We start from the raw sequence: 16,880 nt of genomic DNA on the forward strand, positions 1-16,880 counted from the left end.
GTGGACAATTACCAGCCCTGTTTTGTTATCCCTTGCTATAACCATGGAAGCACTATTGCTGCTGTGGTGTCATCACTGAAACCTTTTGATTTACCTTTTATTATTGTTGATGACGGTAGCAATGCGAACACCAAACAGGCTCTTATCGACGTCGCTGAGCAAGACAATGTTACCTTAGTAACACTGGCGAAAAACCAAGGCAAAGGCGGTGCTGTGATGGCCGGGATCCGCCACGCGCATCAACTGAACTTCAGCCATGCGATTCAGATTGACGCTGATGGCCAGCATGACATTGACGCCTTACCTGCACTGATTTCATGCTCACAACACAATCCTGATTGTTTGGTTTCTGGCCAACCCATTTATGATGATAGCGTTCCAAAGGCTCGTCTATACGGTCGCTATGCCACTCATGTTTGGGTCTGGATAGAAACACTATCTCTGACCATCAAAGACAGCATGTGCGGCTTTCGTGCCTATCCCGTTAACAAGACCATCGCAGTGCTAGACAAATATGACATTGGCACACGGATGGACTTCGACATCGAAATCCTTGTGCGTATGTATTGGGAAGGCGTTGATATTGAGTTTGTTGAAACTCGCGTCATCTATCCTGAAGGGGGAATATCCCATTTTGATGCACTTTGGGATAACGTCAAAATCAGTTGGATGCATACTCGACTGTTTTTCGGTATGCTACCGCGAGCCCCCCAGCTAATCGCCCGTAAGCGCAGAAAAAACAACAGTGATGATCAGCCACACTGGTCGAAACGACAAGAGCAAGGCACGATCTTCGGTATCAAGCTGTTGCTGGCGATCTACAGTTTGCTGGGTCGCAAAGTCTTTAATCTTATTCTGAAAGTGGTCATCGGCTATTATCACCTCGTTGGTAAGGATGCAAAGCAAGCATCAGAAATCTATCTCTCGCAACTCAAGTCGTACGCACAGCAGCACTCTTTCGAGTTACCAGAAAAACTCGACAGCTATCATCACCTGCTGTCGTTTGGTCATACCATGCTTGATAAATTGGCTGCTTGGAAGGGTGACTTCAGTGTCGAAAACCTAACCATTCATGGTCAGGAAAACTTTCAACGTATGGTGGACAACAAACAAGGGGTTGTTATTCTCGGCTCTCATCTGGGTAATATCGAATTGTGTCGTGCGCTTGGGCGTCGACATTCTCATATCAAGATCAATGCCTTGGTGTTTACTGAACATGCGGAACGCTTTAACAGCGTGATGAAAGCCGTTAATCCTAGCTCTGAGCTCAATCTGATTCAGGTCAGCTCTATGGGGCCCGATACGGCGATTCTCTTACAGCAAAAAATTGAGCAGGGTGAATGGATCGTGATCGTTGGTGATCGCACATCGACCAGCAAAGAGAGCCGTTCGGTGTGGGCCGATTTTCTCGGTAAACCAGCGCCTTTCCCGCAAGGGCCGTTTATGCTGGCGGCTATTTTGAAAGCCCCCGTTTATCTACTCTTTGGACTTCGCGATGACAGTAGCGATAAGCCACACTTTAACGTCTACTTTGAGCCGTTTAGAGAACAAATCTTGCTGCCACGCAAAGAGCGACAAGCAGCATTACAACAGGTTGTGCAAGACTATGCCCAACGTCTGCAACACTACACCCTGCAAGCGCCACTGCAGTGGTATAATTTTTTCAACTTTTGGACATTAAGTAATCAGCAAGATGACGATGCAAAACGATAACACCATTACGTTTGGCGCACAGGCGCTGAGCATAGAAGATGTAGTTGCCATTGCCGAAGGTGCCAATGCTAGCCTCAATAATTCACCACAATTCACCACTAAAATAGACAAAGGTGTTCAGTTTCTTGAACGTTTGTTGAAAGAGGAAGGCGTCATTTACGGCGTAACCACAGGTTATGGTGACTCTTGCACGGTTGCGATTCCACCGAACCTAGTCGATGAACTTCCGCTTCACCTCACCCGCTTCCATGGCTGTGGTCTAGGAGAAGTGCTATCGCACCAACAAGCGCGAGCCGTGCTCGCCACTCGATTATGTTCATTAGCCCAAGGGGTTTCAGGAGTAACACACGATTTGCTCAACCAGATCGTTACTCTTATCAACCAAGACATTTCTCCTCGTATCCCACAAGAAGGCTCAGTAGGTGCAAGCGGTGATTTAACGCCACTCTCTTATCTTGCTGCCGCTCTGATTGGTGAAAGAGAGGTCATCTATAAAGGTGAAGTCCGCCCTACCGCTGAAGTCTACGCCGAGTTAGGCATTAACCCTATTCATCTTAAACCTAAAGAGGGCCTCGCCCTGATGAATGGCACATCGGTCATGACCGCTCTCGCTTGTCTGGCATACAAACGCGCAGAATATCTTGCTCAACTATGTACCAAGATCACCGCGATGGTTTCTGTCGGCATGCATGGCAATGACTTTCACTTTGATGAAGCACTATTTGCGGTGAAACCTCACCCTGGTCAACAGCAAGTTGCTGCATGGCTGCGTGCCGATCTCAACGCCGAACGTCCTCCACGCAACAGTGACCGTCTACAAGATCGTTATTCACTCCGTTGTGCACCGCATGTGATTGGTGTTGTTCAGGACTCACTGCCGTGGCTGCGTTCAATGATCGAAAATGAACTGAACAGCGCTAACGATAACCCAATCATTGACGGTGAAAACGAACGCGTGCTGCACGGCGGCCACTTCTATGGCGGTCATATTGCTATGGCGATGGATACCCTCAAGACGGGTATCGCTAACCTAGCGGATCTGCTCGATCGTCAAATGGCACAACTAATGGACTATAAGTTCAACAATGGCTTGCCCTTTAACCTAACGGGAGCAGAGGGTGAACGTAAACCGATCAACCACGGCTTCAAAGCAGTGCAGATAGGTATTTCAGCTTGGACAGCAGAAGCGTTGAAGCACACCATGCCAGCCAGCGTTTTCTCTCGCTCAACTGAATGTCACAACCAGGACAAGGTCAGTATGGGTACGATTGCAGCTCGTGACTGTTTGCGTGTACTCCAATTAACCGAACAAGTCGCTGCGGCGTCATTGCTTGCAAGTATTCAGGCCGTAGAGATTCGTCGTCGCCATAATGAACTTGATGAGCACCATATGAGTGACAACCTCAAGATGATTCGTGATGCGGTATTAAATGAATTTGAATTTGTCGTAGAAGATCGTCCACTTGAACACGACCTTCGCCACTTTATTTCTCGAATTCAGCAACGCCACTGGTCACTCTATCCGGAGGCTTAATGGAGCAAGTAATCCAATTTCCACTCGAATCTGAGGTGACACTGGTCACCTCGTTTCAAGACGCAGATCCTATGGGTGTGATTTACCACGGCAACTACTTTCGCTTTTTTGAAGAAGCCCGCCGCGTCATGATGGAGAAGATCGACTACGGTTATCTCGCGATGAATGAATCTGGCTACATGTGGCCAATCATAGATACGCGCGTTAAGTACGTGAAAGCGATTCCTTTCAATCACCAGATCCGCGTAACTGCCAAACTGACTGAGTGGGAGAATCGACTGCGTGTTGATTACCTAATCTCCGATGCTGAAACAGGTGCAAGGATGTGTAAAGCGCACACCACACAAGTAGCAGTCAGTATCAAAGAACAGGAAATGTGCTTTGCTTCACCGAAGATCTTTATCGATAAAATTGAGCATTGGCACCAACACGGGAGAGTCGCTCAATGAAAAAGTGGTTAATGCTCGCTTTATTAGCACTCTCTCCCTTTAGCTGGGCGCAAGTCACGGATCTTTCCTCGCTGCAAACAGAGTTAGCCAAGAGCGCGACCGTTCGCGGCGACTTTACTCAACTTCGTCATCTTGAACTGTTTGAGCAACCGTTAAGTTCGCAAGGAAAGTTCACGCTAAACAAAGCACAAGGGTTATTGTGGCAGCAAACTACACCATTCCCAGTTCAGTTGGTGCTGACACAAGATAAGCTACGCCAAACATTTGCTGGACAAGCGCCTCAGATTATCACGGCAAAAGAGAACCCAATGGCGTTCTATTTTAGCCATGTATTCCTAGCGGTTTTCCATGGCGATACCGAAGCACTACAAGAGCAGTTTGATCTGAATTTAGCCATCAACGAAGGGCAATGGACGCTTAGGTTAACACCTAAACAATCCCCCCTAAACTCCGTGTTTGAGTCTATCACTCTGACAGGAAAGCAGGATATCGATGGTCTGATATTGCAGGAAATTCGTGGTGACAAGACCGAAATTCTTTTTACCAACCAGACTCATCAGCCAGAGAGCCTAAGTGATGCGGAACAAGAGCAATTCAGTTTCTGACGATGCAACTCGCCAAAGCTTGGGTGGCAAGAACATAGCAATAGCTTGGCTTGGTCTAGTATTGCTTTTTCTTGCCCTGCTGGCTAAACAGTGGATTTGGTCAGCTCAATCTCCCATTGAGACCAACATCTTAAAGTTGCTGCCAGAAAACCTGCAAAACCCCATTGCTGAGCAAGCGTTTGAAACCGTTTCGAACAACTTCAGCGATAAAGTGGTCTTCGTTCTTCGTACTCAAAAAGACGACCAGCTTTTTGCCGCGGCAAATGCTCTTGAGCAGGCTCTGTCCGATACTGGACTATTTAAGGAAGTCACTGGAAAAGTGCCGGCCGAGCAACAGCAGCAGTGGGCGAGTTACTATTTTCAGCACCGTTTTCAACAGCTCACACCGGAGCAACGCCAACGTCTCACGGCAACACCGGAGGCTCAAGTTCAGTACGTCGTCCAATCGATCTATAACCCATTTTCTGGCGTCACTGGCAATGAACTCGCCAGCGACCCATTTTTGTTGTTTCGTGACTATCTTGGCCAGTTAACTCAACAAAGTTCCACCTTTAGCATCGACAACGGATACCTGACCACTCGGCACCAAAATCAGAAGTATGTGCTGATCACGGCAACACTGAAAGATTCTCCTTACAGCCTCAATGCCCAAGAGGGTGTATCCAAAATCATCGATATAGAGCAGCAACTGACCACGCAGTATCAGGTTCAGACGCTCCACACGGGTGTGCTCTTCTACGCCGAGTTTGGAACTAAGAGTGCGAAATCAGAAATCAGCACCATTGGTCTTTTTTCGCTATTCGGTGTCATCGTTTTGGTGATAGGCGTATTCAGAAGTAGCGCGCCACTGATGCTAGCGCTGCTATCGATCAGCATCGGTTTAGTCGCGGCCCTTGCTGTTACCACAGAGCTGCTTGGGCGAGTACATCTGTTTAGTCTGGTGTTTGGTGCCAGTCTGATTGGTGTCTCCATCGACTACGCATTCCATTACCTAACGGAACGCCTTGCTGCTGGACACAGTTGGGATAGCCGCAAAGGGCTGAAACATATTCTTGCAGCCATTTCGATGGGACTGGTCACCAGTTTGATTGGATATCTGGGGATGCTGATCGCTCCTTTCCCAGGTCTACAGCAACTCGCCCTGTTCTCGTCGATTGGTTTAATTGCAGCCTACGCTACCGTTGTCGCTTGGTATCCGATTCTAGCCAAACGCCCCACCGAGTCTCGACCTTTACCGGGCAACTGGCTATGGCAACGCTGGTTGGGGCAATGGGAGAAACCGAGCTTTAAACTCACCATGCCAGCAATCTGTTTGGCTGCCACCTTACTTCCTCTGACTGCGCTGCACTATGATGACGATATCCGTCAACTTCAGGCTATGCCAGATAGCCTCAAATTGCAGGAGCAGCAGATCAACGAAATCAGTGGGCTGCAATCTTCTCAACAGATGTTAGTCGTGACCGCCAATGATGATGAATTGCTAATGCAGCGCCTTGAGTCGCTCCATCCGACCCTAGACCAATGGCAACAAGAGGGCTCGATTGAAGGTTATCAAAGTCTGACTCAATATCTTGGTTCTATCACACGCCAACAGAGTGATTACCAGTTAATCGAGAATCTGTACGCATCACAGGGCGACAAATTGAGCGATACACTTAAGCTCACGTCTGTGCCCTTACTAGCAGAAGCGTTTAAGCCAGTAAATCTACAGGAGTATTTACAGCAGATTGTCTCTGAGCCTGTGCGCTTCTTATATGTAGGGCAGATTGAGCAACAAGTGGCCGCGATCGTTGTACTCACTAAGCTCAACAATGCCGAAATCGTCAAGCAGTTTGCACACGCTCATCCCGATATAAGCTACCTCAATAAGGCAGAAGAGATCTCTACTTTGTTTGGCGAGTACCGCGTCAAAGTCCTTGAACTATTGGTCATCGCCCTCGTGGTGATTAGTGGTTTACTGGTCAAACGTTATGGTCTCAAACACGCAGTGCTAATACTCATCCCTTCCCTTATTGCTTGTCTTGTGGGAATCGCGACAGCGGCGATGCTCGGTTCAACCCTAAATTTGTTCAATTTACTCGCACTTATTCTCATAATTGGGATTGGCATCGACTACACACTATTTTTTGCTGAAAAAGCGCGTAGTCCAAGTACATTACTGGCGATCACTTTATCCGCTCTGACAACGTTACTCTCTTTCGGGTTACTGTCACTGAGCCAGACACACGCCATTCATAGCTTTGGAATTACAGTTCTTAGCGGAATTTTTGTCGCTTGGCTGCTGTCTCCACTCGCGATTAATGAGGAGAAACAATGAAGCGCACTACTTTGGCGAAAACACTGTGCTCAATAGTGCTTGGGGTCGTTCTTAGCGCTTGCAGTTCCACTCCGCAAAGTACAACTCCAACCGTAGTGGTCGCCAAGCAGACCCAAGTAAACCTACCAATCCCTGCGTCGCTAGGTTATTCACTGACGGCTAGCCAATTAATTGAAGCGCAGTGGCAAAACGGAGCGCAAACTCGTAGCGAACAATTGCCGGTACAATTGCAAGTCTCGCAAGATAAGCTCGTTCTGGCAGGTTTTTCTTCTTGGGGAACACGGATTCTGTCCCTTACCTATCAAAACGATAGCATTTCAACCGATGTGATGAGTGGTCTTGGAGGCGTCTTGCCACAACCAGAACAAGTGCTATTTAATCTGATGATCACGCTCTGGCCGAGTTCTGCTTGGGAAGCCCCTCTAAATAAGGTAAGGTGGCGAATGATTGACGAAAACAATTCCAGAGCTATATTCGATAGCGTCGGTGAAAAGGTCATTGACATCCATTACAGCAACAAGGACAGGCTAGTGGGTGAAATTACCTTTAATCACTTAATCGATAACTACACTGTAAAAATAAAAACGCTGCAATTTAGTACAGCCCCAACTAGATAGCCATCATGCTGACACACGTTTCTAAACCGATTTTTATTCAAGATTGTGGCTTTCATTCCGCGATGGGATCAGACGTATCCCAGATACACTTGTGCCTGTCCGGCCAACAAGCCTCAAATATGGTGGTCGATGACCATATCCTCAATACGGGTACTTCCACCGTAGTAGGTCGTATTGATGACCCACTTCCAGAGCTCCCTTCTCATCTCGCGGAGTTTGATACACGCAACAATCAATTGGCTCTCTCGGCAATAAGGCAAATTGAGCATAAGGTTCGCTTAGCGATCAATGAGTTTGGCCCCTCAAGAGTCGCCGTTATCATAGGAACCAGCACGTCTGGTATTGCCGATGGCGAGATCGCATATCGACAGAGACTTGAGAGCGGAGCCTTCCCTGAACACTACCACTATCGTAAGCAGGAGCTAGGCAACACCAGTGACTTTGTTGCTGCCTACTTCGGAATCACAGGGCCATGTTACGCAATCTCTACCGCATGTTCATCCAGTGGTCGCGTATTTATCACAGCGCAACGATTACTGCGTAGTGGACTCGTCGATGCAGTCATCGTCGGCGGCGTAGATACGCTTTGCCGCTTAACTCTAAACGGTTTTAATGGTCTGGAAGCACTTTCAAATACACTTTGCCAGCCATTTAGCCAAGCAAGAGACGGTATCAATATTGGAGAATCAGCCGCCTTGATGTTGTTGAGTTATCAACCATCTAAGGTCGCTCTGTTGGGCGCGGGCGACAGTTCTGATGCCCACCACATTTCGGCACCTCACCCTGAGGGAAATGGTGCAGAGCAAGCGATGCAAAAAGCGCTCGATGACGCAGGACTAGTGGTCGGTGACATCGGCTATATCAATGCCCACGGAACGGCAACCCCACTTAATGACAGCATGGAAAGCAAAGCGATTCATCGCTTATTTGGCGATCGGGTAGTGGTCAGCTCAACCAAACCTCTAACCGGTCACACCCTTGGCGCTGCAAGCGCTACCGAAGCCGCCATTGCGTGGCATATTTTGAATTACGACTTAGAGCTACCCATGCAGCATTGCCGTGACAAAGCCGCGGATATCGAAGTTTCACTGGTTGAAACGACGACCAAATTGCAGGGTAAAGCCATTTTAAGCAACTCGTTTGCATTTGGTGGCAACAATATCAGTCTCATCTTTGGTTACATCCATGACTAGCTATCCTCCTATCGCACAATTACTGCCGCATGATGAGCCGATGATCCTTATCGATCGTGCGCTAGACATTCAACAAGACACCATCCACTGTCAGGTGGATATAGGTGCAAAAAATCCATTTTATAATACTGACACCAGCACTCTTCCTGCATATGTAGGAATTGAGTTTATGGCTCAATCCGTCGCGGCTTGGTCAGGCTACCACGCCATTCAACAAGACGCAGAACCCCCTATCGGCTTCTTGCTTGGGAGCCGTCGATACATTTCTCATTGTGATGCGTTCCAAAATGGTCAACAGCTCGACATCTATGCCGAGAAAATGATGGAAGATAATGGTATGGCGGTCTTCTCTGCGCGTATCGAGTTCGAACAACAGACCGTCGCGAGTTGCCAGTTAAATGTATACGTACCTTCAGAACAAAAATTACAAGAAATGAAAATCAGGAGTCACCAATGACCCGTCAAGTTTTAGTTACAGGCGCAAGTAAAGGCATCGGCCAAGCAATCGCAATTCAGTTAGCAAAAGATGGATTCACCATCGCCGTTCATTACATGGGTGACCAACAAGGTGCTCAGCAAACCTTAGACACTATTATCGAAAATGGTGGCAATGGTCGTCTGATCCAGTTTGATATCAGTAATCGCGAAGAGTGCCGTTATAAACTAGAAAGCGATATCGCAGAGCATGGCGCTTACTATGGCGTGGTGAACAACGCAGGCATTACGCGCGATACAGCGTTCCCAGCGATGACAGAAGAAGAGTGGGACGGTGTTATCCATACCAACCTCGACAGTTTTTATAACGTGCTTCACCCATGCGTAATGCCAATGGTTCAAAAACGCAAAGGTGGCCGCATTGTTACACTTGCTTCTGTCTCTGGATTAATGGGTAATCGTGGCCAAACTAACTACAGTGCAGCTAAAGCGGGCGTTATCGGCGCAACAAAATCCCTCGCACTTGAACTGGCGAAGCGAAAAATCACCGTGAACTGTGTCGCTCCAGGTCTAATTGATACCGGTATGGTTGATGAGCATGTAAAAGAGCACGCTATGCCGCAAATTCCACTTCGTCGAATGGGTGAGCCGCAAGAGGTTGCCGGTCTGGTGAGTTATCTAATGTCTGATATTGCAGGTTACGTTACTCGCCAAGTCATTTCAGTTAACGGAGGTCTGGTATGAGTCGTCGCGTTGTCGTAACGGGCATGTCTGGTGTTACTGCTTTTGGTAACGACTGGCAATCCGTAGAACCAAAACTCAGAGCCTGTCAAAACGCCACTCAGTACATGCCAAGCTATGAGCAGTACGAAGGTCTCAATACTAAGCTTGCCGCGCCTGTAGACGATTTTGAATTGCCAAAACACTACAAACGCAAACAAGTTCGCGGAATGGGTCGTGTGTCTAAACTGGCGACCGTTGCGACTGAAAATGCTCTGCAACAAGCGGGGCTAATCGGTGCAGAAGTACTGACGAATGGACAAACTGGCATTGCCTACGGTTCATCAACGGGCAGTACCGATGCGATCGGTGCCTTTGGCGTAATGCTCAATGACAAAACGACCAAGGCAATTACCGCGACTACCTATGTACAAATGATGCCTCATACAACCGCGGTCAACGTCGGACTGTTCTTCGGCCTGAAAGGACGAGTGATCCCAACGAGCAGTGCGTGTACTTCAGGCAGTCAAGCCATTGGTTACGCCTATGAAGCAATCAAGCATGGTTATCAAACCGTCATGGTTGCGGGTGGAGGCGAAGAACTGTGCCCGACTGAATCCGCGGTGTTTGATACTCTTTTTGCCACCAGTTTGAAAAACGACGCGCCTAAAAGCACACCTAGACCTTATGACACTCATCGCGATGGCTTAGTGATTGGTGAAGGTGCTGGTACTTTAATTCTGGAAGAGTATGAACATGCTAAGGCTCGCGGTGCTAAAATCTACGCTGAAATCATTGGCTTTGCCAGCAACTGTGATGCAGCCCATGTCACCCAACCACAGATGGAAACCATGCAAATCTGTATGGAGATGGCATTAGAAAATGCAGGCATCAAAGCGGAGCAGATCGACTATGTCTCGGCACACGGAACCGCCACTGATCGTGGTGATATCGCAGAGAGTAACGCAACCGCCAACGCACTGGGCAAGGTACCCATCAGTTCTCTAAAGAGTTATTTTGGTCATACTCTTGGGGCCTGTGGTGCGATTGAGGCGTGGTTAAGCCTAGAGATGATGCACACTGGTTGGTTCAGCCCAACATTGAACTTAGACTCTCTTGACGAGCAGTGTGGCAACCTTGATTACATCACTGGCAATGGTCGAGAGTTAGAGGTCGAATATCTGATGAGTAACAACTTCGCCTTTGGTGGCATCAACACTTCGATCATCTTTAAGAAGATCTAAGTTAACTCTCCGTGATAAAAAGATTTTTTCTTAGGTTGTCGTTCTACTCAATTAAAGCCCTCAATGAGGGCCTTAATATCAATGTGAATAAAAAACAACCAACTTTAGCAAAATATCTCTTTACAACCGTGTGGAATAAGGTAAGATTTATTCGCTCTGCAATTCAGAGTTATTAGTGAAACTGCAAGTCAAAAGTAAATCCTTAGAATTCCTGCGTTACCGGCGTTATCCTCTGTGTTTCCCTTAGCTTCATTGTTACATTAAATAGTTCAAATTTTCAGCGCATAAACGAAGATTAATTCAATTTATATAAGGGACAGATTATGTCTAACAAAACTACTGGTATCGTTAAATGGTTCAACGAAGAGAAAGGCTTCGGTTTCATCACTCCTGAAAACGGCGGCGCTGACGTATTCGTACACTTCCGTGCAATCGCTTCTGAAGGTTTCAAAACTCTGAAAGAAGGTCAACACGTATCTTTCGAAGTTGAACAAGGTCAAAAAGGCCCACAAGCTGCTAACGTTGTAGCTGCTTAATTTTAGATTGACCTTAGCGTCATCTATTTAAGATTAAAAAAAACCAGCCCTAGTGGCTGGTTTTTTATTTGTCGGAATTTTGCTCTACCACATCAAATCATCTGGCACGACAAAATCAGCGTATGGATCATCTTCTGCTGGAAGGTCTTCAGCTGGCGCATTCTGCTCAATGATCGCACTCTCATCACGCAATGCAATTTTCTTGGCGACACTGCTAGGAATCACAACGTAAGACTCTTCACTACGCGCAATAGACAAGATCCCTTTTGCCAGTTGATCACGAACTAAAGACTCAACATAAACAGATTTTACTAACGTGCCATCGGTAAAGTTGTACTTGATGTCACCGTCTTTAAGATCGATTTTATTCATCTCGATCAGCTGTTTAATTTGCGCCTGAATTTCTTTGCTCAAGCGTTGCTCTTTCTGTTCATTGCTCAGCGCTTTATCACGTTCTTGTTGCTGACGTTTATTCTCTTCAACCGCAGCTTTGACTTCACGTGCTTGAACACGCGATTTTTTAGAACCTTTCTTCGCTTTTTTAAGCTTTTTCTCGTTCACCAAGCCCGCTTTTAGCATTTGCTCTTGGAGTGTTAATTTTGCCATGTTTCATCCAACACTATTCAATTTGTGCCCATTTTAGCGGTTCAACCTAGCCAAATAAAGGTTAGTCTTGTGATTGAATTTCACTAAGTCCAGATAAAGGCTCTAATATAACTCACAGAGTTCATATTCAATCGTGGCGACAAAATTGTTTTGTTGGACTCAAGCTAATATTTATCCGTTAATGCGCTCGACACGACGGCTTTTAACCCTATCCAGCCCCGTATCAGGTATGATTTCAGGCCATTCTGAATCATGTTTTTTTATCTCTGTCTTTGTGAGATTTGATGTGGAAAACATTTCCAAACTTGACCGTGTTCGCGCTGATTACAATGTTCACTACTGGAGCCAAGGCTTCTATGGTATCGACAATCAGGGTGAGGTGTATGTATCACCTCGCAGCGATAACGCGCACCAAATTCCATTGAGTAACATCGTTTCGCAGCTAGAGCAAAAGCAACTCAACCTGCCAGTACTAGTTCGATTCCCACAGATTTTGCACCAACGCGTGCATGGTATTTGCCAAGCGTTTAACCAAGCGATTGAAGAAAACCAATACCAAAATAACTATTTGTTGGTTTATCCAATTAAGGTTAACCAGCAAAAAGAAGTTGTTGACGAAATCCTGGAAAGTCAGGCTCAGTTGGAAACAAAACAACTTGGTCTTGAAGCTGGCAGTAAGCCTGAATTGCTCGCTGTACTCGCACTGGCGCAAAAAGCCAGCTCAGTGATCGTATGTAACGGTTACAAAGACAGAGAGTACATCCGCCTTGCCCTGATCGGCGAGAAACTGGGTCACAAAGTATTTATCGTACTAGAGAAGCTTTCTGAGCTTGATTTGGTACTAAAAGAAGCTGAAAGTTTAGGCGTTAAACCGCGCCTAGGTCTCCGCATCCGACTCGCTTCACAAGGAGCGGGCAAATGGCAATCAAGCGGTGGCGAAAAATCGAAGTTCGGCTTAGCCGCTTCTCAAGTATTGACCGTTATCGAACGCCTAAAACAGGAAGATCAGCTAGATGCAATGCAACTGGTACACTTCCACCTTGGCTCGCAAATGGCTAACATTCGCGATATCCGCAATGGCGTTAATGAGTCTGCTCGCTTTTACTGCGAACTGCGTGCTATGGGGGCTAGCATCAAATACTTCGACATTGGTGGTGGTCTAGCGATTGATTACGATGGCACTCGCAGCCAATCGTCAAACTCGATGAACTACGGTCTGATCGAGTATGCTCGCAACATCGTGAGCACTGTGGGCGACGTATGTCAGCAGTATGAACAGCCAGTTCCTGTTATTATTTCAGAGTCAGGTCGTTCTTTAACTGCTCATCATGCGGTATTGATCACGAACGTTATTGGTACGGAAGCGTATCATCCAGAGCATGTGGTTGCACCCGATGCAGAAGACCCAACTTTGCTACAAAATATGTGGCGTAGCTGGGAAAACCTCCAAGATGGCAGCGATGCACGAGCTCTGATCGAGATCTATAACGATACTCAAAGTGACTTAGCAGAAGTGCATTCTCAGTTTGCGACTGGTGTACTGAATCTTCAGCAACGTGCATGGGCAGAGCAGCTTTCGCTTCGAATTTACTTCGAACTAAGCCGCCAAATGAGCAATAAAAACCGCTTCCATCGCCCAATTCTGGACGAGCTGAACGAACGACTAGCGGATAAGTTCTTTGTCAACTTCTCGCTGTTCCAGTCTCTACCGGATGCTTGGGGTATCGATCAAGTCTTCCCTATTCTGCCTCTATCAGGTTTGGAAAATGTGGAAGACCGTCGCGCGGTCATGTTGGACATCACCTGTGACTCAGATGGTGCAATTGAACAGTACGTTGAAGGTCAAGGCATCGAAACTACCTTGCCAGTGCCCGCTTGGAACAAAGACAAACCATACTTAATGGGCTTTTTCCTCGTTGGCGCGTACCAAGAGATCCTTGGTGATATGCACAACCTATTTGGTGATACTCACAGCGCGGTTGTCACGGTTGACGACACGGGCAACACGGTCATTGAGCGTATAGACGTGGGTGATACCGTTGAGGACATGATGCGTTACGTTCATATCGACGTCGATAAGATTCGTCACCACTATCGTGAACTGGTTGCCGAGCGCGTAGAAGCGAGCGAGCAGAAAACCGTTCTAGAAGAATTAGAAGGTGGCCTAGCGGGTTACACCTATTTAGAGGATTTTTAAATGAATGATTTGTTCACTAAGACTGATTATTCACTCTACTCAAACTCGATGAGTTTTATGCGCAAGCCGTACCTGCGCAACCCTGTTTCAGCCGACGCCGATTTGGTGGTATTCGGTGTGCCGCTAGATATGGCGACATCAGGTAGACCAGGTGCACGTATGGGGCCGGATGCGATTCGTCGCGCGTCAGTCAATCTGGCTTGGGAAGGCAAAAAGTTCCCATGGAACTTCAACGTCTTCGACCGTGCGAAAGTTATCGATGCGGGCGACTTAGTGTTTGATTGTGGCGATGCTGAAGACTTCACTTACCGTTTAGAAGCGGCAACCAGTGAAATCCTAAAAAGCGGCAAGACCATGTTAGCTTTGGGTGGCGATCACTTCATCACTTTGCCGATTTTACGCGCTTACGCGAAACATCACGGTGAGATGGCTCTGATCCACTTTGACGCACATACCGATACTTATGCTAACGGCAGCAGCTATGATCACGGCACCATGTTCTATCATGCGCCAAACGAAGGGCTGATTTCACCGAAGCATTCGGTTCAGATCGGTATCCGTACTGAATACAAACAAGATGGTCACGGCTTCAACGTTATCAATGCGATGGAAGCGAACGACCTGAGCGCAGAGGAGATCGTAGCACGTGTTCGTGACATCATTGGTGATAAGCCTGTGTATGTAACGTTTGATATCGACTGTCTCGATCCAGCCTTCGCTCCGGGTACAGGAACACCCGTTTGTGGCGGTCTGAACTCAGATAAAGTGTTGAAGATTCTACGTGGTTTAGCTGGCATCAACGTTGTTGGCATGGACGTAGTGGAAGTCTCTCCACCTTATGACCAGAGTGACCTTACAGCGCTTGCAGGAGCAACCATTGCTCTTGAACTGATGTACGTATGGGCTTCTAATCGCGAAAGCGAATAATCTTAAAGCTCATCCATTTATCGACCAAATGCCAGCATTTTTGCTGGCATTTGTTCTATCTGTGCCGCTAGATTTATGCTCTGAAGTGTTGGGGAGTTGTTCCTGTCCAGCGTTTAAATGCTCGACGAAAATTAGCGCTATCACTGTAGCCAAGGCGAAACGCAATCTCTTCTACCGTTAAACGCGTCCCAACCAGATACTCTTTAGCCAGATCGGCACGCACTTCATTCAAAAGCTGCTGATAACTCGTGCAGCACTGTTCCAAGTGCCGTCTCAACGTTCTCTCAGAACATCCGAACTGAACCGCAAGCCGCTCGGCATCAAACCGCAGTACTAACTCATCCTGATTGAACTTCACCTGACAAGCAAAGCGCTGCTGATACTGGCGGTGATATTCAGGAGCAGCGTAAGGGAGGTGAATCGCTGTCACATTAAGCTCGCGTCCCGTTAGCCCCAAGAACAGAAAGGCTATAGAGCTAAGGAAGTACTCATCCCTCCTAGAGAAGGGGCTGCCTTCTGGGAGAGTGGCCACCCTAGGAATTTAGCGGTAGGTTGCCAAAAGCTCTACGGCTCCAACAATAAGTGGAAAAAGCAGTACGGCTATCATAAACGCTCACTATCAGAGACAGCAATGTATCGAGTTAAGCAGTTGTTCGGTGGGCGATTAAGTCTGACAAACTACAATGCTCAGGTTGGTGAAACTTACGCCATGATAAAAGCGTTAAACAAGCTCACAGGACTAGTATGCCCGAAACGATGGTGATCGCCTAACATTTAGTCATGTTAGGCGTGTTTTTAACTGAAATCGAATTAGGAAACAAAGCCGATTTTTATCTAAATCATCAGGGGATTCCTCAGAGCGGAACATCCAATAGCTCGAAGACCGAGTCGAAAACATGACAAGTGCTTGTATCAAAGTTAAATACCAAGCAATTTTTCAATAAAAGTTGAAAATATAATTCCTATATAGCTCCACATACCTAAAGCATTAACCCACATAAACACTTTAAATTTCGTTGATTTGGTTGTTGAACGCTTACGTATGAATGGGTATTTAACCCAATAATCAAAGCAACGGCTACCAATCTCCCAAGACAATTGATATTTAGGACGCATATAACCATTGTGGTCATAATACTTATCAAGATCTTTCGCTAACTGCTGATCAATAAAAATTATATGTTTTAAACTACCTAAGCTAACAACTGCACTCATAAAGACAGCTGGCACAGACCAAACAATGGCATAAGCAGAAAGCAAACCAACAACAATAGTTTCAAGATCTTTAAGAACCTCAATCACAGAAAATCCTCACCCCATTCATAAAGTTCGATTGTCTTTTCATACATGATATCTCCAATCGCTTTGCCAGTTGTTGCTCCAACGACACCGCCAACGGCCCCACCAACAACCGCTCCACCGATGGCAGCAAGAGCAAGTATCGGAGTTGAGGCCGTTACACCAACAGCAAGCACAAATAGACTAACACCAACTGTTCCGCCCTTTAGGCCTCCATACCAGCCACCAATAAACCCAACGACTTCACGAGTTGTTGTCTTGCCACACTCGCCAGTACCATCCACCTTGCACGCTTCGAAAATGTTATCGACACCGCTAACGGCCCCCACAAGTAAACCAACATAACCCACACCTCTGGCGGCAGAAATTCCAAGAGCAATATTACCAATCCGCTTCCCTAATTCTTTTACAAAGCCGGTCTTGAGAATTTCATCCGCATTGTGAACGACTGATTTAGTGGATAGCTTTAGATTGCGCTTGATTTGCGT

16 protein-coding genes and 2 pseudogenes are annotated in these 16,880 nt (G+C 46.8%); 14 read left to right on the top strand and 4 right to left on the bottom strand.

Features of this window, described 5'->3' with window-relative positions; all coding sequences use genetic code 11:
• From QTN94_RS08155 to cspE, 11 genes are all read left to right on the top strand, one after another.
• A complete protein-coding gene (locus QTN94_RS08155; RefSeq protein WP_331427403.1) occupies window positions 1–1,713 on the top strand; it encodes a glycosyltransferase family 2 protein in 1,713 nt (570 codons plus the stop codon).
• Window positions 1,694–3,247 (top strand): HAL/PAL/TAL family ammonia-lyase, encoded by a 1,554-nt coding sequence (locus QTN94_RS08160; protein WP_331427404.1) that lies wholly within the window; start codon window positions 1,694–1,696, stop codon window positions 3,245–3,247. The genes QTN94_RS08155 and QTN94_RS08160 overlap by 20 nt, the downstream gene beginning before the upstream one ends.
• Complete coding sequence (locus QTN94_RS08165) at window positions 3,247–3,696, top strand: acyl-CoA thioesterase (protein WP_331427405.1); 450 nt, start codon at window positions 3,247–3,249, stop codon at window positions 3,694–3,696. The genes QTN94_RS08160 and QTN94_RS08165 overlap by 1 nt, the downstream gene beginning before the upstream one ends.
• A complete protein-coding gene (locus tag QTN94_RS08170; protein ID WP_331427406.1) occupies window positions 3,693–4,301 on the top strand; it encodes a LolA family protein in 609 nt (202 codons plus the stop codon). The genes QTN94_RS08165 and QTN94_RS08170 overlap by 4 nt, the downstream gene beginning before the upstream one ends.
• Complete coding sequence (locus tag QTN94_RS08175; RefSeq protein ID WP_331427407.1) at window positions 4,273–6,618, top strand: MMPL family transporter; 2,346 nt, start codon at window positions 4,273–4,275, stop codon at window positions 6,616–6,618. The genes QTN94_RS08170 and QTN94_RS08175 overlap by 29 nt, the downstream gene beginning before the upstream one ends.
• Window positions 6,615–7,235, top strand: coding sequence for a DUF3261 domain-containing protein (locus QTN94_RS08180; RefSeq protein ID WP_331427408.1), 621 nt, complete (start codon window positions 6,615–6,617; stop codon window positions 7,233–7,235). Before QTN94_RS08175 ends, QTN94_RS08180 begins: the two co-directional genes overlap by 4 nt.
• 5 nt (window positions 7,236–7,240) lie before the next feature.
• Window positions 7,241–8,428, top strand: a complete 1,188-nt coding sequence (locus QTN94_RS08185) for a beta-ketoacyl-[acyl-carrier-protein] synthase family protein (RefSeq protein WP_331427409.1) — start codon at window positions 7,241–7,243, stop codon at window positions 8,426–8,428.
• Window positions 8,421–8,885 (top strand): hotdog family protein, encoded by a 465-nt coding sequence (locus QTN94_RS08190; RefSeq protein ID WP_331427410.1) that lies wholly within the window; start codon window positions 8,421–8,423, stop codon window positions 8,883–8,885. Before QTN94_RS08185 ends, QTN94_RS08190 begins: the two co-directional genes overlap by 8 nt.
• Window positions 8,882–9,607 carry a 3-ketoacyl-ACP reductase FabG2 gene (locus QTN94_RS08195; protein ID WP_331427411.1) on the top strand — a complete coding sequence of 242 codons (726 nt, stop codon included), beginning with the start codon at window positions 8,882–8,884 and terminating at the stop codon, window positions 9,605–9,607. Before QTN94_RS08190 ends, QTN94_RS08195 begins: the two co-directional genes overlap by 4 nt.
• Window positions 9,604–10,827, top strand: coding sequence for a beta-ketoacyl-ACP synthase (locus tag QTN94_RS08200; RefSeq protein ID WP_331417248.1), 1,224 nt, complete (start codon window positions 9,604–9,606; stop codon window positions 10,825–10,827). The genes QTN94_RS08195 and QTN94_RS08200 overlap by 4 nt, the downstream gene beginning before the upstream one ends.
• Before the next feature lie 323 nt (window positions 10,828–11,150).
• Window positions 11,151–11,363, top strand: a complete 213-nt coding sequence (cspE, locus tag QTN94_RS08205; protein WP_138971153.1) for a transcription antiterminator/RNA stability regulator CspE — start codon at window positions 11,151–11,153, stop codon at window positions 11,361–11,363.
• An 84-nt stretch (window positions 11,364–11,447) separates the two neighbouring features.
• Here the strand turns inward: cspE and QTN94_RS08210 are convergent, their stop codons facing one another.
• On the bottom strand, window positions 11,448–11,969 hold the full coding sequence (locus QTN94_RS08210; RefSeq protein WP_138971152.1) for a DUF2058 domain-containing protein: 522 nt from the start codon (window positions 11,967–11,969) through the stop codon (window positions 11,448–11,450).
• Window positions 11,970–12,198: 229 nt separating this feature from the next.
• On the opposite strand from QTN94_RS08210, the gene speA reads away from it, so the two are divergent.
• Together speA and speB are read left to right on the top strand one after the other, a co-directional pair.
• Window positions 12,199–14,166, top strand: a complete 1,968-nt coding sequence (gene speA / locus QTN94_RS08215; RefSeq protein WP_331418257.1) for an arginine decarboxylase — start codon at window positions 12,199–12,201, stop codon at window positions 14,164–14,166.
• A complete protein-coding gene (speB, locus tag QTN94_RS08220) occupies window positions 14,167–15,093 on the top strand; it encodes an agmatinase (protein WP_331418256.1) in 927 nt (308 codons plus the stop codon).
• Between the two features lie 73 nt (window positions 15,094–15,166).
• Here the strand turns inward: speB and QTN94_RS08225 are convergent, their stop codons facing one another.
• The gene (locus tag QTN94_RS08225; RefSeq protein ID WP_276608331.1) at window positions 15,167–15,625 is read right to left on the bottom strand and encodes an AraC family transcriptional regulator; all 459 of its coding nucleotides are present in this window, start codon (window positions 15,623–15,625) and stop codon (window positions 15,167–15,169) included.
• On the opposite strand from QTN94_RS08225, the pseudogene QTN94_RS08230 reads away from it, so the two are divergent.
• Window positions 15,581–15,864, top strand: a pseudogene (locus QTN94_RS08230) (IS5/IS1182 family transposase); the annotation flags it as partial. The gene QTN94_RS08225 and the pseudogene QTN94_RS08230 sit on opposite strands and share 45 nt — an antisense overlap.
• A 147-nt stretch (window positions 15,865–16,011) precedes the next feature.
• Here the strand turns inward: QTN94_RS08230 and QTN94_RS08235 are convergent.
• Together QTN94_RS08235 and QTN94_RS08240 are read right to left on the bottom strand one after the other, a co-directional pair.
• On the bottom strand, window positions 16,012–16,395 hold the full coding sequence (locus QTN94_RS08235) for a hypothetical protein (protein ID WP_171052139.1): 384 nt from the start codon (window positions 16,393–16,395) through the stop codon (window positions 16,012–16,014).
• Window positions 16,392–16,880: pseudogene (locus QTN94_RS08240) on the bottom strand (hypothetical protein); the annotation flags it as partial. The pseudogene QTN94_RS08240 and the gene QTN94_RS08235, both read right to left, overlap by 4 nt.

It is taken from the genome of Vibrio sp. M250220 (assembly GCF_036533795.1).
Classification (GTDB): Bacteria; Pseudomonadota; Gammaproteobacteria; order Enterobacterales; family Vibrionaceae; genus Vibrio.

Excerpts from the sequence above, each read along its gene's own strand:
- QTN94_RS08200 (WP_331417248.1), top strand. The coding sequence starts at position 9,604 with ATGAGTCGTCGCGTTGTCGTAACGGGCATGTCTGGTGTTACTGCTTTT.
- QTN94_RS08180 (WP_331427408.1), top strand. The coding sequence starts at position 6,615 with ATGAAGCGCACTACTTTGGCGAAAACACTGTGCTCAATAGTGCTTGGG.
- QTN94_RS08170 (WP_331427406.1), top strand. The coding sequence starts at position 3,693 with ATGAAAAAGTGGTTAATGCTCGCTTTATTAGCACTCTCTCCCTTTAGC.
- speB (WP_331418256.1), top strand. The coding sequence starts at position 14,167 with ATGAATGATTTGTTCACTAAGACTGATTATTCACTCTACTCAAACTCG.
- QTN94_RS08165 (WP_331427405.1), top strand. The coding sequence starts at position 3,247 with ATGGAGCAAGTAATCCAATTTCCACTCGAATCTGAGGTGACACTGGTC.
- cspE (WP_138971153.1), top strand. The coding sequence starts at position 11,151 with ATGTCTAACAAAACTACTGGTATCGTTAAATGGTTCAACGAAGAGAAA.
- speA (WP_331418257.1), top strand. The coding sequence starts at position 12,199 with ATGATTTCAGGCCATTCTGAATCATGTTTTTTTATCTCTGTCTTTGTG.
- QTN94_RS08195 (WP_331427411.1), top strand. The coding sequence starts at position 8,882 with ATGACCCGTCAAGTTTTAGTTACAGGCGCAAGTAAAGGCATCGGCCAA.
- QTN94_RS08160 (WP_331427404.1), top strand. The coding sequence starts at position 1,694 with ATGACGATGCAAAACGATAACACCATTACGTTTGGCGCACAGGCGCTG.
- QTN94_RS08210 (WP_138971152.1), bottom strand. The coding sequence starts at position 11,969 with ATGGCAAAATTAACACTCCAAGAGCAAATGCTAAAAGCGGGCTTGGTG.
- QTN94_RS08190 (WP_331427410.1), top strand. The coding sequence starts at position 8,421 with ATGACTAGCTATCCTCCTATCGCACAATTACTGCCGCATGATGAGCCG.
- QTN94_RS08185 (WP_331427409.1), top strand. The coding sequence starts at position 7,241 with ATGCTGACACACGTTTCTAAACCGATTTTTATTCAAGATTGTGGCTTT.
- QTN94_RS08175 (WP_331427407.1), top strand. The coding sequence starts at position 4,273 with ATGCGGAACAAGAGCAATTCAGTTTCTGACGATGCAACTCGCCAAAGC.